The 15,596-nt window shown below is 71.3% G+C and carries 11 protein-coding genes; 3 read left to right on the top strand and 8 right to left on the bottom strand.

Annotated elements, in window-relative coordinates:
* Positions 1-821: 821 nt before the first annotated feature.
* The 4 genes from IT306_20375 to IT306_20360 form a co-directional block, all read right to left on the bottom strand.
* Entirely contained in the window at positions 822-1,496 is a 675-nt protein-coding gene (locus IT306_20375) for a glycosyltransferase family 2 protein (protein MCC7370789.1), read from the bottom strand.
* Between the two features lie 558 nt (positions 1,497-2,054).
* Positions 2,055-2,612 (bottom strand): hypothetical protein, encoded by a 558-nt coding sequence (locus tag IT306_20370; GenBank protein ID MCC7370788.1) that lies wholly within the window; start codon positions 2,610-2,612, stop codon positions 2,055-2,057.
* 37 nt (positions 2,613-2,649) lie between these two features.
* Positions 2,650-3,201 carry a GNAT family N-acetyltransferase gene (locus IT306_20365; protein ID MCC7370787.1) on the bottom strand — a complete coding sequence of 184 codons (552 nt, stop codon included), beginning with the start codon at positions 3,199-3,201 and terminating at the stop codon, positions 2,650-2,652.
* Positions 3,202-3,211: 10 nt separating this feature from the next.
* On the bottom strand, positions 3,212-3,724 hold the full coding sequence (locus IT306_20360; GenBank protein ID MCC7370786.1) for a nitroreductase family protein: 513 nt from the start codon (positions 3,722-3,724) through the stop codon (positions 3,212-3,214).
* Between the two features lie 145 nt (positions 3,725-3,869).
* Here IT306_20360 and IT306_20355 point away from each other — a divergent pair, with 145 nt between their 5' ends.
* Positions 3,870-4,919 carry a D-2-hydroxyacid dehydrogenase gene (locus IT306_20355; protein ID MCC7370785.1) on the top strand — a complete coding sequence of 350 codons (1,050 nt, stop codon included), beginning with the start codon at positions 3,870-3,872 and terminating at the stop codon, positions 4,917-4,919.
* A gap of 79 nt (positions 4,920-4,998) precedes the next feature.
* On the opposite strand, the gene IT306_20350 is transcribed toward IT306_20355, so the two are convergent.
* Entirely contained in the window at positions 4,999-5,136 is a 138-nt protein-coding gene (locus IT306_20350) for a hypothetical protein (GenBank protein ID MCC7370784.1), read from the bottom strand.
* A 498-nt stretch (positions 5,137-5,634) separates the two neighbouring features.
* On the opposite strand from IT306_20350, the gene IT306_20345 reads away from it, so the two are divergent.
* Both IT306_20345 and IT306_20340 read left to right on the top strand, forming a co-directional pair.
* Positions 5,635-9,888 carry a tetratricopeptide repeat protein gene (locus IT306_20345; GenBank protein ID MCC7370783.1) on the top strand — a complete coding sequence of 1,418 codons (4,254 nt, stop codon included), beginning with the start codon at positions 5,635-5,637 and terminating at the stop codon, positions 9,886-9,888.
* Between the two features lie 121 nt (positions 9,889-10,009).
* Complete coding sequence (locus IT306_20340) at positions 10,010-11,056, top strand: hypothetical protein (GenBank protein ID MCC7370782.1); 1,047 nt, start codon at positions 10,010-10,012, stop codon at positions 11,054-11,056.
* A 52-nt stretch (positions 11,057-11,108) separates the two neighbouring features.
* On the opposite strand, the gene IT306_20335 is transcribed toward IT306_20340, so the two are convergent.
* The 3 genes from IT306_20335 to IT306_20325 form a co-directional block, all read right to left on the bottom strand.
* A complete protein-coding gene (locus IT306_20335) occupies positions 11,109-11,501 on the bottom strand; it encodes a VOC family protein (GenBank protein MCC7370781.1) in 393 nt (130 codons plus the stop codon).
* 206 nt (positions 11,502-11,707) lie between these two features.
* Positions 11,708-12,910, bottom strand: coding sequence for an alanine--glyoxylate aminotransferase family protein (locus IT306_20330; GenBank protein ID MCC7370780.1), 1,203 nt, complete (start codon positions 12,908-12,910; stop codon positions 11,708-11,710).
* A 231-nt stretch (positions 12,911-13,141) separates the two neighbouring features.
* Positions 13,142-15,556, bottom strand: coding sequence for a GAF domain-containing sensor histidine kinase (locus IT306_20325; protein ID MCC7370779.1), 2,415 nt, complete (start codon positions 15,554-15,556; stop codon positions 13,142-13,144).
* Positions 15,557-15,596: the final 40 nt, after the last annotated feature.

Raw genomic sequence — 15,596 nt, 5'->3', positions numbered from 1 at the left:
GACGCATCACACTACAGAATTCCTGTCCATCATCTTGTAACTATGCATCGCTCGGCGCTTCCTGAGCTAACGTGTATTAGTTATAGGCCTAATGCTAGCGTCGAGAATGCCTACGCCAGTGAGCTTGAAAATCAACTAGTGAACGACACTGCTTGGGATACTGTAAATCAAGAGATAGCGTTTTTCCTGCCCACTAGTTCGTCTGGTCAAACAGTTGGCTGCTCATCACTAAGCGTAGCAGACCAAGAGTTCGACCACGTTCTATGTTCGTCGTGTTGCTCCAGGTGCCGTGACGGTCCCTCTGGATGTGATCGACCACTGCTCGGCCCCTTGGAGGACCTTTGTTGGAGGCGGCGCGTCTGCATTCTAGAATCGTATCTGCTCACCTTGCCGGCACGGCTGACACCAAGCTCGGGTGGCCGTGTCGTGAATCCCTACGAAGGCTCAGCCTCCTAAAGCATCCACGCCTCCTGGGCCCTCCGGGGGCCGGTGTGAGGCGTCCGGGAAATGCGGCAGCGCCAAACGGGATTGGTATGACATGCGGCGTCTTCGAGTCGAGTATCCCCGCCGTCATGTGCAGGTGAGCTGATACGAATCAATCTACGGTTCACAAGGGTCCACGGCGACCTGATCTCGATCAGGCCACGCCAATCACAAGCAGCGTCTGACCAGCGTATGAACATGGTCCATGGGGTGGCTTCGTCGCGGGCCGTCGCGCAGCTTCCGCGGCCCCAAACGAACAGCCCCCGCGCCCATGATTCGGGCGCGGGGGCTGTTGCGTGCCAGGAGCCGCGCTGGCAACCCCTCCGACGTGAGGCTGCCTACGGCCGGCCGTTCCGCAGCCCGCCCTTCGGGTCGGCGTGCGCCCGCACTAGCAGCTCGGGCACCACGATGATGTCGCCGCGCTCCTCGGAGAGGCCGTGCTGCTCGATGATCTCGCCGAAGTAGCGCTCGGCCTGGTCCATCGTCTCGGTCCAGGTGGGCACGGCCAGCGAGCGGCGCAGGCCCACCAGCGGCGCGGCGTAGGAGAACGTCGTCTTGCCACCCTCGCGGAGCATGCCGCAGCGGACCACGCTGGCCTCGGGATTGTCCGCGAACGCCTCCACGATCCGCTCGAGGTACGTCGGGAACATGTCGTCGTCGTCGTCGAAGAAGCAGACGATGTCGCCGGTGGCGTAGGCCAGCCCCTCATTGCGGGCGTAGCTGACGCTGGCGTGCGAGGCGTGCCGGTAGACGTGCACGCGCGGATCGGCGAAGTGGTAGTCGCCGGACCGCGAGTTGTTGACGACGATCAGCTCCCAGTGTGGGTAGCTCTGCGCCAGGATCTGCCGAACGGTCCGCTGGATGGTATGTCCCCGACGGTACGTCGGCATGATGATGCTGACGGTCAGGATGTCGGCGCGGGCAGCACGGCCGGACGCCCGGGAACGTGTGGGGCGGGTCGTGGTGGCGGTGGAGCTGGCCGCCACGCGGGTGGGCGATGCCGGCATGGCCATGAGTGTCCTCCCGAGTGGGATGTGAATTGTCGGCGGTGCAGCGCACGGGCGTGCTTTGGCGTGGCGAGCGTGGTCGCTGCTCGTTGGGGCATATGCGGCGGATAGTGGGGCGGTGAGCAAGGGCGCGGATCGGAGGCGGGGCAGGCCTCCGATCCGCAAACGGCAGCGCGCCTCACTGGTGCGGGGGGATGGCCGGCGTGCGGGAGCGCGGCCAACGCCAGTGATACTTCGCTGCCGTGTTCGGAGCGTCGGGACGGCGCCGTCCCGAGTGAAATGGCCGCGCGGAGATCAGGGCGCACGAAACTGCGACCATGCCTCTGGACGGCTCGCCTGACGAGTGCAGGATGGAACTCCGGGGCGCAGTGCGCGAATGCTTGGGCGGACGGCAGACGATCCGCGACGACGCGGCGACGCCTGCCCTACGCTGGCACTCTAGTCGGCCCGGCTCAACTCGCGCTCAATCCCGACTCAATACGGGCGCGATCCTGGTGAATCTGCGGACTCCGGCATCACGTTCGCATCACGCGCACGGCCACCGGTGGGAGCGCCTGGGCGCGTTCAGGCCGGCTCGATCGCCCGCAGCCGCGACCGCAGCCCGTGCAGCGCCGCCTCCGGAAGCCGGGCGGGATCGGCCTGGACGAAGGTCGGCAGGCCGGCTGCACGTCGCTGATCCAGGAGGCTCAGGAACCTGGAGGGGGTCAGCGTGGCCGACTCCGGCACTCGCCCTGCCCAGACCGTCTCCAGCTCCTGCACGAAGCAGGCGGCCTCCGTCGCGAGGGCCTGTTGAGCGTCCTGTTCCTCGTAGGCGTCGTCCAGCACCGTCCCCGGGACGTAACACAATCGTTTCTTGCCGCCTCGCATGTCGCCGCCGGCGTCGCGCACCTGGATGTTCTCGTCGCGCAGGGCCGCGCCGACCCGCCGGGCCAGCAGCATCAGCATCGGCAGGCCGCCGGCCTCGGCCGACGCCAGGATCGCCACGCCCTGTCGGTCCTCCAGCACCATCGGCAGGTACGCCTGGTAGGCCGCCAGCAGGCTCGGCGCGTAGCCGCCTGCCACGATATCGACCTCGTCGATGCGGACCAGCTCCGGCGGCATCTGCACGAGCTTCACGGGCATGGGGTTACGCGCCCTCCAGAGGGGTTCCGGGACTCTGTCATGGCGCGAGCACCGGCAGTGTTGGGAAGAGCCGCGCGAATGCTGCCCCGCGCGGACCACCATCCGCCAGCGTGACGCCCTCCAGGCGGCCAGCGTGCACGGCGAGATCGCCGACGACCTGGAACCCGGCCTTCTCGATGCCACGCGCCGACGCCCGGTTGTGCCCTTCGTACCCGATCCAGAAGCGGCTGATGCTGGCCTCGGTGGCCAACATCGCCTGGAGCAGCAGCGGGTAGACGCCGCGTCCGCGAGCCTCCGGCCGCGTGACGAAGTCCCAGAGATAGGCCTCGCCGGGCGGGATGCTCCAGGCCAGCCACAGCTCGTCGATGCGGCCGGCCGTGCGGGCAAGCCAGCCGTAGCCGGCCGCCTGCTCGTGGAGGAACGCGCCGTGGAGCGTGTTGCCGTCCGCCCAGCGCCGGGCCACCTCGGCCGGCGGCAACCCGGTCAGCGTGCCGGCCTCGGCGGGATCGGCCACCGGCCGCGTCGTCAGGCCGGGCAGGCCCGGGAGGGCTGGCAGCGGGTCGCCCCGCCACCAGGTCGCGACGGGCATGGTGCTCCCTTCAGGCGAATGGCTGCCCGAACCGCTCGCGCGAGGCCACCTCGCCCAGCTCCTTGCGCCGCTTCTTGCCCTTCCCGATCTCCTTGACGGGGTAGCCGAACGGCAGAATCGCCAGCACGTCATAGGTCTCCGGCAGGCCGAGCAGATCGTGCAGCGCGGCGAAGCGGTTGGCGAACCCGACCCAGTTCGAGCCGACGCCCTCGCCCCAGCCGGTCAGCATCATCGAGTGGACGGCCATGCTGGCGTCCGAGACGCCGAACTCGCTGGCCTTCTCGTAGGCGACGACGACGGCAAAGGCGGCGTCGGCGGTGTACGGCCCGGTCGTGGCGATCTCCCCGAGCTTGCGGAGGGTGGCCCGGTTCTCGACCACGATGAAGTGCCAGGGCTGGCCGTTCCGCGAGCTGGAGGTCAGCCGCGCCGACTCCACGATCTTGCCGATGATCTCGGCCGGGACGGGCTTGTCCTGGAACTGCCTGACGGCCAGGACGGTCCGAATCGCCTCGTAGACATCCATGCTGCTCGCCACTCCCTCGCCGCCCGGTGTGCAGGCGGCGTGCCCGAGTCTCTCAGGGCTTCCGAACGGGCGGGCAGCAGGGGATATTCCGGACCGCTACCATCTTCCCAGTTCGCGGCTGACTTCGAGACAGGGGGACCGGGGCATGAAAGTCGTGCTGATCGCGCCGCTCAGCGAGGGGCGCGTCCAGGAGATCCGCGCCGTCGATCCCCGCCTCGTGGTGGTGGACGCCTGGGAGCCGTTCGGGCGCGAGCTGGTCGCTGATTGGCCTCGTCAGACCGCCGAATCGTACCTGCCGCGCCGCTTCTGGGATCTCCCCGATCCGCCCGACCTGCGCCGCGAGCGCGACGCCCTGCTCGCAGATGCCGAGGCCGTGCTGATCACCTTCCCGCCGCCGCTCACCCTGGCCGGCCGCGCCCCCAGGCTCCGCTTCGTGCACCAGATCCCGGCCGGCGTCTCCAACCTGCACAACAGCGACCTCTGGGGCGGCTCGGTCCCCGTCAGCAGTGGCCGTGGCGCGGGCAGCACCCTCGCCATCGCCGAGTGGGCCATCACCGTCTGCCTCGCCCTGTTCAAGGAGCTGCCGCGCGCGTTCAGCCAGCGCACGGCCGGCCAGTTGGACCGGCAGGCGTTCACGGCGAAAGGCGTGGCCGGGAAGACGCTGGCCGTCGTCGGGCTGGGCGGCATCGGACAGCAGGTGGCGCGGCTGGCGAGCGCCCTCGGGATGCGGGTCATCGGTACCCGCCGCTCGGGCGAGCCGACGCCGCACGTCGAGGAGCTGTACCGGCCGAGCCAGCTGCACGCCGTGCTGGCCCAGAGCGATGTCGTGGTGGTCTGCTCGCAGCTGACCGCCGAGACGCACCACCTGATGAACGCCGAGGCGTTCGCCGCCCTCAAGCGGGGAGCGTTCGTGCTGAACATCGCGCGTGGCGAGCTGATCGACGAGGCCGCGTTGGCCGACGCCCTGCGCTCGGGTCAGGTCGGCGGCTTCGGGGCGGACGTCTACGAGGGTGAGTTCGAGCATGGCCCGCCGGAGGCCCTGCTCCAGTTCGAGAACGTCATCCTGACGCCGCACACGTCAGGGATGACCGAGGAGCCGCCGGCCGGCCCGCTCGTGATCTTCCGCGAGAACCTGCGCCGCGCGCTGGCCGGCGAGCCGCTGCTGAACCTGGTGGACTGGGAACGCGGCTACTGACGCCCCCTGCGAGCGCGGGCATTTCGTCCGCTCTCCCAGGGGGACGACGCCCGCGCCGCCCGCGCCCGCCTCTCGGGCGCTACCGGCACGTCATCGTCACCTGCCCTGGCTGCAGGATCAGCCGGCTCGCGCCGTCCGTGCCCTGCACGATGCCCACGCCCGTCACGTCCACGATCTCGCCGTCGGTCCACACTCCCCGCACGCTGGTGCTCGCCACGCCCCCGCGAGCCGCTCGTTCCGTTGGCGACAGGGTCGGCCGTCCTCGTTCTCCTCTCGTGACGCAAGCGTTCCCCACACGTGCGCGAGCATGTCAGAGCTGTACCTCACGGAAAAGCGATATGACGCGCGTGTCCTGACCGCTGCTCCCGCCAGCCGCCATCCGAGAGACGGTGCTATCATGGCCCCGGACAGGGCGAAACTGGGCGGGATCATCCAGGCCCGACGTGGCCCGCCGCTCGCAGTTCCGTACGTGCCTGTGTGACGGTCGTCCGCACGAGAGACGACCCAGAGTTCGGAGAAGGGGTCTGACGTGGTCGAGCAGTCTGCTGGAGGCGTGGCACTCCTGGCGGCTGCCGTGGACCGTCAGCAGGCCGGCCTGCCCAGCTCTGCCCCGGCAGGATGTGTCCTGGCCAGCCCCGCCCCTGCCGACTCCCATGATACCCACCCCTCCTGGGCCGCCCTGCGGGACGTGGTGCACAGGCACGGTGGTCAGATCGTGCAGACCAGAGACGGCGGCCTCTGGGCCATGTTTGCCCGGCCCGCCGGCGCGGCAGCCGCCGCGGTCGGTATCGTGGCGGCCAGCCAGGACGCGCGGTGGCCGGGCCTTCGCGTGGCGCTGCACGCCAGCGCGGGGCCGTCCGCCAGCGCGGGGCCGTCCGCCGGCCGCGACGAGGACGGCGGCCCCGACGCCGATGCTGCCCGCGCCTACCTGCGCCAGTTGCTCCGCGTCTGCCCGCCCGGGCAGATCCTGGCCTCGGCGGCCTTCGTCGCGCTCCTGGGCGGGGCCGGCCCGCCCGAGCTGCGCCTGCGCCCTATCGGGCGGCTCGACCGGCGCGACAGCTCCGCGCCGGCCGTGGTCTACCGGGTCGAGGCGGCCAGCCTCCCAGCCTCTGCCGGCGGGTCATCCGAGAGCAGCCGGCCGGGCGGGCCGGCCGGGAGCGCCCGTCCGACCGACCTGACGCCTGCTGCTGGTCCGGCCGCCAGCGTGGCCTCGGACACGCCGTCACGGCGCGCCCGCACCGCCGCGCCTCGCCAGCGGGCCGGCTCCGAGCCGCAGCCGTTCCGCGTCCGGATGCTCGGGCAGTTCGCCGTCGAGCGCGGCGGCGATCTGGTTGACCTGGCCGCCGCGCCGGGCCTGAACAAGGGGCTGCAGCTGTTCAAGTGCCTGCTCGCCCGGCCCGGCCGCCGCCTCCCGCGTGACCAGGCCCACGAGCTGTTCTGGCCGGACTCCCCGCGCGGCGCGGTGCTGACCACCTTTCGCACGGCGGTCAAGCGGCTCCGCGACCTGCTGGAGCCAGACGTCGACGCCCGCGACAGCGTCCTCCAGCACACGCCCGAGGTGGTCAGCGTGCGGGCTGAGCCGCCCGTCTGGGTGGACGCCGACGAGTTCGAGCGGCTGCTGGCGGAGGCTCGCCACGCCGCCGACCCCGTCCCGCTGCTGGAGGCGGCCGACCGCCTCTACCTCGGCGACTTCCTCCCCGACGACGTGTACCACGATTGGGCCGCCCCCCGCCGCGCGGAGCTGAAGCGCCTCTGGGTGACGTTGCAGCTCGAACTGGCCGGCCGCCGCGAGGGGCGCGGCGAGATCCAGGCAGCCGAAGCCGCCCTCCAGCGACTGCTCGACGCCGATCCTTCTGACGAGCGCGCCGCCCGCGAGCTGATGCTGCTCCAGGCCCGCCACGGTCGGCGGGCCGAGGCGCTGAAGGTCTACCAGCGGCTCGAAGAGGCGTTGCAGCGCGATGTGCAGGTCGCTCCCGCCGACGAGACCCAGGCCGTGCGCCAGCGCATCGCGAGCGGCGCAGCCGAGCCGAGGCCGGGGGCAACCCGGCCGGCCGGCCCGCCGGCGCCCGGCACAACGCCCGCGTCTCCTGGCGTGCCACCCAACGCGCCACCTGCCGTGCTGCCGTCAGGCGCCGGCGCCGCACCGTCGCCGGCTGGCGTGGCGCCCGCGTCACCGGGCAATCCATCGCCGCCGCTCGGCGGGCCGACCTCCTGGCCGGTCCTCCCCGACCCGTCCACCTACGCCCCAACCTACCCCTTCCCCTCGCCCGGCGCGTTGCTCGGGCGTGAGGATGCGCTGACCGTGACCCGCCAGACGCTCCAGGCCGGGTTGGCCGAGGGGCAGACCCTGCTGATCGGCGCGCCGGCCGGGGCCGGCAAGAGCGCCCTGGCCGGGCTGATCGTGGCCGAGGCCCGCGCGATGGGCTACCTCTGCCTGGCCGGCGGCAGCTTCGACCGCGAGACGCCCTCGCCCTACGCCCCGATCCGTGACGCCCTCTGCGACTACCTGCTGGCCCAGCCCCCCGAGCACCTGCACGCCGAGCTTGGGCATCTCGCCACCGACCTCGTGCCCATCGTCCCCGAGCTGCGCTACCACCTGGGTGAGGCTCGCCTGGATGCCGTCTCCACCACCTCCGAGCCGAGCCGCCTGCTCGCCGCCGTTCACGGCTGCATGCGCGTGCTGGCGATGCGGACGCCGACGCTGCTCTGCCTGGAAGACCTCCACGCGGCCGACGGCGCAACCCTGGAGGTGCTCCAGTACCTCGCGCGTCAGACCCGCCGGCTGCGGCTGGTGCTGGTCGGCACGTTCCGGCCGGAGGACGTCCAGGCCGGCCGGCCGCTCGACCGACTCCTGAGCGGCCTCCGTCGGAGCGGCAGCGCCCAGGAGCTGCGTCTGCCGCCGCTGAGCCGCGAAGATACCCGCACGCTGATCGCGGCGCGGCTCAAGGGCGCCGCCAGCGAGCCTCTGGCTGACGCCCTCTTCGGGGTGACGGAGGGCAACCCCCTGTTCACCGAGCAGCTTGCGCTGGCCCTGCGCGAGGAGGAGCGTATCGAGGAGCGGGGCGGCGTCTGGTACGTTGTGGCGGGTGCGCGCGGCCAGTTGCCAGCCCTGCCGCCCGTCGTCGAGAGCGTCATCGAGCGCCGCTTTGACCGCGTCCCGCCCGGCGGCCGCGAGACGCTGGCGATGGCCGCCGTGCTCGGGCAGGCGTTCGACCTGCCGACGCTGCTGGCCGCGCTGGCCCCTGACGACAGCACCCAGGTGCTGGCCGTTCTGGACGACGCCATCTCGGCCCAGCTGGTCCGGGAGACGGCCGCCGGCTACCGCTTCGCCCACGCCATGATCCGCGAGGCGCTGTACCACCGTTTGAGCGGGCCACGCCGGGCAACGTTCCACGCTCGGGCCGGCACGGCCATCGAAGCGGCAGCCGGCGCGCGGGCTGACGAGCGAGCCGCCGAGCTGGCGCATCACTTCGCCGAGGCGGCGAGCGTCGCGCCGACGGCCGAGAAGGCCCTGCGGTTCGGCGTGGTGGCCGGACGGCGGGCGGCCGGCCTCTCCGCGCATCGCGAGGCGTTGCGTCACTTCACCCGCGCTCACGATCTGCTCACCCTGCGTCGGCGGCAGGGCAGCCCGCCCGATGCGGCCGTCGAGATCGACGTGCTCCAGGGGCGCGGCATGGCCGAGCACGACCTGGGCCTCTGGCAGGACGCGATCCGCACGTTCCGGCAGGTGCTCGACCTGACCGACGATCCGTATCGTCGCTCGCGGGCCTACGGGGCCATCGGGCGGGGGTTGGAACAGGTCGTCGACATGCCGAGCGCCCTGGCCGCCTACGACGACGCGATGGCCGCCCTCGCGCCGGTCGCCGACGAGCCGCAGGCTGCCAGCATGCTGCTCGCGCTGCGCTACGACCAGGCGTTCCCGTACCTCGTGCAGGGGCGGTTTGCCGATGCCCTGGCGGCCGGCCGCCACATCCTCGACGCCGGCGAGCGGACGGACGATCCGCTCCTGCGCTTCCGAGGCAACTGCATGATGGCGCTCGCCCAGATGTGGAGCGGGCAGTCCGCCGCCGCCACCGTCCAGTACGAGCGAGCGCTGGCGGCGGTGCAGCTTGGCGGCAACAAGCTCCAGATCGCCACGGCCCACGAGAACTACGGGACGCAGCTCTACCTCGCGGGGCGGTTCGCGGAGGCGCGCACGCACATCCAGCAGGCGGCGGCCTTCTACCGCGACGCCGCCGGCGAGCGGCGAACGGTCCTGGCCTGCCAGCGTATGAGCCGCATCCTCCTGGCCGAAGGCGACCTGGAGCCGGCCTACAAGTGGGCCGAACGCGGGCGGGTGCTGGCCCTTGAAGTGGGCGACCGCCACGCCGCCGAGTGCAACGCGGCCCTCGGGGCGGTGCTGGCAGCGCAGGGACGGCTGCCGGACGCCCTGGTCTGCTACGAGCGGGCGCTGGAGGTGCAGCGGCGCGTCGGACATCGGGTCAGCACGATCGACAGCCTGCTGGGCCTGGGGCTGCTCCACGAGCGGCTGGGGATCTGGGACCGTGCCGAGGCTCTCTACCGGGAAGCCGCCGACATTGCCGAGCAGATGGACCCCGGGATTCGGACCGTGGCTGCGCTCGGGCGCCTGGGGCGGTTCCTGGTCAGCCGGGGGCAGCCTGACGATGGCGGGCCGCTCGTCGAGCGCGCCGTGGCGCTGGCCGAGGGCATGGACGACACGCTGGAGCTGGCCCCGGCCCTGCTGGCGCGCGCCGAGCTGCGGGCGGCCTCGGATCGCCCGGCCGCCCTCGCCGACCTGGAGCGTGCCGCCGCCAGCCCGATGTCCGCCGACGTGGCCGCCGAGGTCAAGGCGTTGCTGACCGCCGTCACGGGGGCTCCCTCACCCCCACCCCGCTGCGACGCGGAGAGGGGGAGCCGTATTGAGCCTCCCCCTCTCCGCGTCGGAGAGGGATGTCGACGCAGTCGATAGTTGCGCCGTGCAGCGTCGGGGGTGAGGTCTCCCGGGGGACCGGGGTAAGGTCACACAGGCTGTCGTCATCCTTGCATCTGCGCCCGGCGGCGGGTACCGTCGCAGGTGGGAGGCCAGGGCTATGACAGCGACCGGGCAGACGTTCGGGCAGGGTGCCTACCGCTACACCGTTGTTGAGGGCTGGGAGCAGCTGCCGGGCGGGTGGACGCACGCCGACGTGGCCGGCGTGGCCACGGACGCCGAGGACCGCGTCTACCTCTACACCCGCGGCACGCCGCGCGTCATCGTCTACGACCGTGACGGCCGCTTCATCCGCTCCTGGGGCGAAGGCCGTTTTCAGGACCGGCCGCATGGCAGCGCACACGGCATCACCATCGGGCCAGATGGCGCGGTCTGGTGCGTGGACGACGGCAACCACACCGTCAAGAAGTTCACGCCAGACGGTGAGGTGCTGCTGACGCTCGGGCATGAGGGCGAGCCATCCGACACCGGCTACATCGGGCCACAGCCGGGCATCTCCGGCTCGACGCTCCTCGACTCGATCGAGCGCGGTGGGCCGCCATTCAACCGCCCGACGAATCTCGCGTTTGCGCCGGGCGGCGCGGGCGCTGACTTCTACGTCTCCGACGGCTACGGGAATGCGCGGGTGCACCGGTTCGCGGCTGACGGCACGCTCAAGCAGTCCTGGGGCGAGCCGGGCCTCGGGCCGGGGCAGTTCAACCTGCCCCACGGCATCGCGGTCCATCCGGATGGGCGCGTCTTCGTGGCCGACCGCGAGAACGACCGCATCCAGATCTTCACGGCAGACGGCGACTTCCTGGCCGAGTGGCTGGACACCCAGCGGCCGACGCAGCTCCAGATCGATGCTGATGGCGTGGTCTACGTGGCCGAGCTGTGGCGGCGGGTCGGGGAGGTGTCGCAGCGGCTGGGCCGTAACGAGGTGGACGCGCCGGCCCGCATCAGCGTGCTGGCCCCGGACGGCAGCGTCCTCTCGCGCTGGGGCGGCCCGAACCGCTGCGATCCCGGGCTGCTCTGCGCGCCGCACAGCCTGGCGCTCGACAGCGCGGGCAGCCTGTACGTCGGGGAAGTGACCTACACCTTCGGCGTCAGCCGGGGCGATACTCCGGCCGACTGCCACACGTTCCAGAAGTTCGCCCGGGTGCGCTGAGGGAAGCGAGCCCGCGAGCAAGGTGAAGGGCTCGCCCGACTCCGTCTACCGCCTACTCGGCTTGCGCCATGTGCATCAGCTCCCACACGTGCCCGTCGAGATCCTGGAAGCTGCCCCCGTACATCGGTCCCTGCGCGGAGGTCGGCTTCCAGGGCTTGCCGCCGGCCGCCAGCGCCTTCGAGATCAGGCTGTCGACCTCCTCGGGGCTGCTGGCCGAGAGGCACGTCAACACCTCAGTCGTCTTCGTCGCGTCGGCGATCTCGCCGTTGATGAAGCCCTGAAAGAACGGCTCGGTCAGCAGCATGACGAAGATGTTCTCGTCCACGATCATGCAGGCGGCCTTCTCGTTGGAGTACTCCGGATTGAAGCTGAAGCCCAGCGCGTCGAAGAAGTCCCGCGACGCCGTCAGGTTCTTCACGGGCAGGTTCACAAAGATCATTCGCATGGGGCTACGCCCTCCCGGTGGGGATGTTGTGCCGCGCCACACTCGTCGGCCTTCAAGGCGAACAGTCGGCGCTCATCAAGAACGTCGAACGAGGCGGCGGGTTTTCGACACACGCGCTACAACGACACCACCGTCAGTCTCAGCAGGGACCATGCCGGCGGGGGCCGGCGGGCACTCGTCGCCGGGACCGCGCTGTCCCGCGCGGCCTACGCGGGCAGGGCCGCTGCCTCCTGGGCTGCTGCGCGCGCCGCCGCGACGCCAGCGCCCGTCGGCAGGCGGAAGCCGCGGCCGACCAGCACCTGCTCAAGCGCTCCGAGCACGCGGATGGCGTTCTCGAACCGCGCGTTGTAGCCCATCAGCCCGATGCGCCAGACCTTCCCGTTCAGCTCCCCGAAGGCCGCCATGATCTCGATGCCGTGCTCCTCCAGCAGCTGCTGGCGCACGCCGGCCTCGTCGATGCCGTCCGGCACCGTCACCAGCGCGATCATCGGGGCCTTGTAGGCGCGGTCCCCGAACAGGCTCAGCCCCATCGCCTCCAGGCCGGCGACCAGCGCGCCGTTCACCCGGCGGTGACGCTCCCAGCGCGGCTCCAGCCCTTCTTCGTCGATGATTCGCAGGGCCTCGCGCAGGGCGTAGACCATGCTCGTCGGCGCGGTGTGGTGGTTCAGCCGATCCGGTCCCCAGTACGCCTGCAACTGGAGCAGGTCCAGGTAGTTCGTGGCCGGGGCGCCCGTGCGAGCCTGCATCGCCGCTTCGGCGCGGGCGTTGTAGGTCAGCGGGGCCATGCCGCTCGGGCCGCCCAGGCACTTTTGCAGGCCCGAGATCGCCACGTCCACGTTCCAGGCGTCCGTCTCGACCCGGCAGCCGCCGAGGCTCAGGACGGCGTCCACCACCAGCAGGGCGTCGTGCTCGCGGCAGGCCGCGCCGATCTCGGCCAGCGGCTGCGCGACGCCGGTCGAGGTGTCGGCGTGGACGATGGCCACCAGCTTCGTGCGGGCGGCCCGCAGCTCGCGGATGACGGCGTCCGGCTCGACGATCTGCCCCCAGGGCGTCCGCACGTCCACCACCTCGGCCCCGTACCGCCGTGCGATCTCACAGAACAGGTCGCCGAACCGCCCGAAGTTGCCCACGACCACCCGGTCGCCCGGCTCCACGAGGCTGGCAATCGCCGCCTCCAGACCCGACCGTGACGACCCCGAGACCGGGAACGCCTGCCGGTTCTCGGTGCGGAAGACCCTGCGCGACAGCTCGGAGACCTCGTCCATGATCGCCGTGAAGGCGGGGTCGAACTGGCCGATCAGCGGCATGCCGAGCGCCCGCAGGACGCGCGGCTCCGGGTTGCTGGGGCCAGATCCGAGCAGGAGGCGAGTCGGCGGGTTCAGGTCACCAAACGAGCGGCCGGTAGACATGGGCGGGTGGGGCCTCCCTCAGAGGGTGCGGGCAGCGATCTGCACGGGGGTCGGGGCTGGCCGGCAACGCTGCCGAACGCTCAGGCAGTCGAATGGTACCGGTTCGCCGGGTGGAGCCGTACACTGGGCGATTGCATGGCGATTGCATGGCGATTGCATGGTGGCCCCGACGGCGGGGCGTCAGCGACGGCGGGGCGTCAGCGACGGCGGGGCGTCAGCGACGGCGGGGCGTCAGCCGCTAGATTCGTCGGCGTGCTTCACGGTCCGCAGCATGTCCGTCGCCGCCAGGAGCGCCAGGCCGGACGTGTCGGGCAGGACCGTGCCGTTCGGTGGGGCGCTCGGCAGCCAGACGCGGAACGTCGTACCCTGGCCGAGCGTGCTGCGGACGTCGATCTTCCCCTGGTGCAGCTCCACGAGCTGCCGCACCACCGAGAGGCCCAGACCGCTGCCTCGGTTGGGTGAGTTGCGGGCGCGCTCGCCACGGAAGAACGAGTCCCAGATGCGCGGCAGCTCGTCGTCTGGGATGCCCGGCCCCGCATCCTCGACCTCCAGCCAGGCCCAGCCGGGATCGTGGCCGGCCCGCACGACGACGGGACCGCTGGGGGCGTGGTGCAGCGCGTTCGACACGAGGTTTCGAATGACCTGGTCGAGCCGCGTCAGGTCGGCGTGGGTCTCGGGCGCGCCTTCCGTCTCGACGCGCAGCCGCTCGCCGCCCGCCTGATGCTGCCAGGCCTTGACGTGCCGCCGCACCAGCTCCGCCAGATCGACCCGTGCCCGCACGAGGTTCAGGCGAGTGCTCTCCAACCGCGTGAAGTCCAGCAGGTCATCGACCAGCCGGATCATCGTCCGCGAGCCGAGCAGCACCTCGTCGGCCATCATCCTGACGTCGTCCGGACTCAGCGTCCTGGCACGCGCCTGGAGCAGCTCGGCGTAGCCGTGGATCAGCGTGAGGGGCGTCCGCAGCTCGTGGGAGACGGTTGACAGCAGCTCCGTCTTGAGCCGCGAGAGCTCGCGGAGAGCCTCGACGCCGGCCGCTTCATCGACGAGGCGGGCGTGCTCGATGGCCACGGCTGCCTGATCGGCAAACAGCTCCAGCAGCTTCAGGTCGTTGTCGTCAAAGGTCCGGCCAGCCCGTCCATCGGCCGCCCCGATGACGCCCAGCAGCCGGCCCTGGGAGATGATCGGCGCGGCGATCGCGGCCTCGATCGAGGTTTGCTCCAGCAGCACTCGGGACCGCTCGCGGGCGGTCGGGTAGTTGTTGACGATGACGCCACGTTGCAGCTCGATGGCGCGTCCGACAGCCCCTTCACCGCTGGCAAAGTGGATGTCGGCAAACCAGTCGTCCAGACCGTGCCACGCCCGTGGGATCAGCCGCTCGGCGTGTGCTTCCCAGAGGAGCACCGTGCCGATGGGCGCATCGACAAGGCCTGCCGTGCGCCGGGTAATCAGCGAGAGCAAGGCCGTCAGATCGAGCTCGCGCGTCAGCTCGGTGGTCACGTCGCGGATCGCTTCGAGCTGCTGGCGACGCTGCTGCTCGCGCCGGAACGAGCTGGCGTGCCCGACGCGGAGCCGGCGCTCGCGCTGCTGGCGGTCCGTTGCCCGCTGCAGGCCGAGCAGCACCCGGAGGAACAGGAGGAGCCACGCGAGCGCTAGGAACAGCACCGGCAGGCCGATGGCGGCCGTCCCACGCTGGAGCGACGCCATCGCCACGACGATGCTCGCCAGCATCACCAGGACCGTTGGGAGGGCCAGTCGCCAGAGCGGCCCCTTCCGAGCGGCGAACGGGCCGGGCGTGCGTACTGACGGCAGGCGCGGCCCGAGGCGGCGTCGGCGCGACGTGTGGCGGATGGCGTCGGAGATGTCACGGCTCTCGCACGAGGCTGCCAGCGCGAACAGTGCCAGCGCGGCGAACCAGACCACGTCTACGGGGTGGCCCGTGACATACGCGCCGCGTACCACCAGGACGGCGTAGAGCAAGTCGCCAGCCGTCAGGACGGCCAGGGCCAACGCCAGCGGGATCGTGGCCGGGCCGCCCTCTGGCTCGCGCAGGATCGCGATGACGAGGCAGCCCAGGATGACAAGGTCGGCGACAGGGTACCCGAAGGTGACGAGTTGGATGCCGCTGCCCAGACTGGCCCACGCCAGCAGCGGGCCGACGACCAGTGCCCAGCAGACGGCCAGGAGGGCGGCAGCGGCAATGCCCATATCCGCCAGCATCGTCCGGCGCGAGAGCAGGCTCGGCTGGAGCGACGGCCGCAGCAAGGTGCCAGCTATCGCGAGGGGCAGGGTCGCGAGATACGCCAGATCCTCCAGGCCCGGGCCGCCCGGCGTCCGGCCGTAGACCAGCTCGGTGACGGCCCAGAGCACGTCGCCGAGGCTCCAGGCGGCGAAGGCCCCCGCGAAACAGAGCCACGAGAGGCGCAAGGTCCGCAACGTCTGTGCGCGAGCGGCACGGAGCGCCAGCCCTGCCGCGACCAGCCCGGCCAGCACACTGCCGAGGTCGTTGGCGACGATACGCACGTGCCGGCTGCCGATGTCGCCGAGCACCACCGACGCGAACAGGACAACAGCGCCCAGGGCGATCAGGATGGCCCAGGTCGGACGCTCGTTGGACTGCGGTGAGGCCGGAAAGACCGCGCGGCTCACACTACCTCTTGGAAAAAGCTGGCCGGGCGCCATTGGCCGG

The sequence above is a fragment of the Chloroflexota bacterium genome, assembly GCA_020850535.1.
Lineage (GTDB): Bacteria > Chloroflexota > UBA6077 > UBA6077 > JACCZL01 > JADZEM01.
This window is presented reverse-complemented; position numbering and strand designations above follow the sequence as displayed.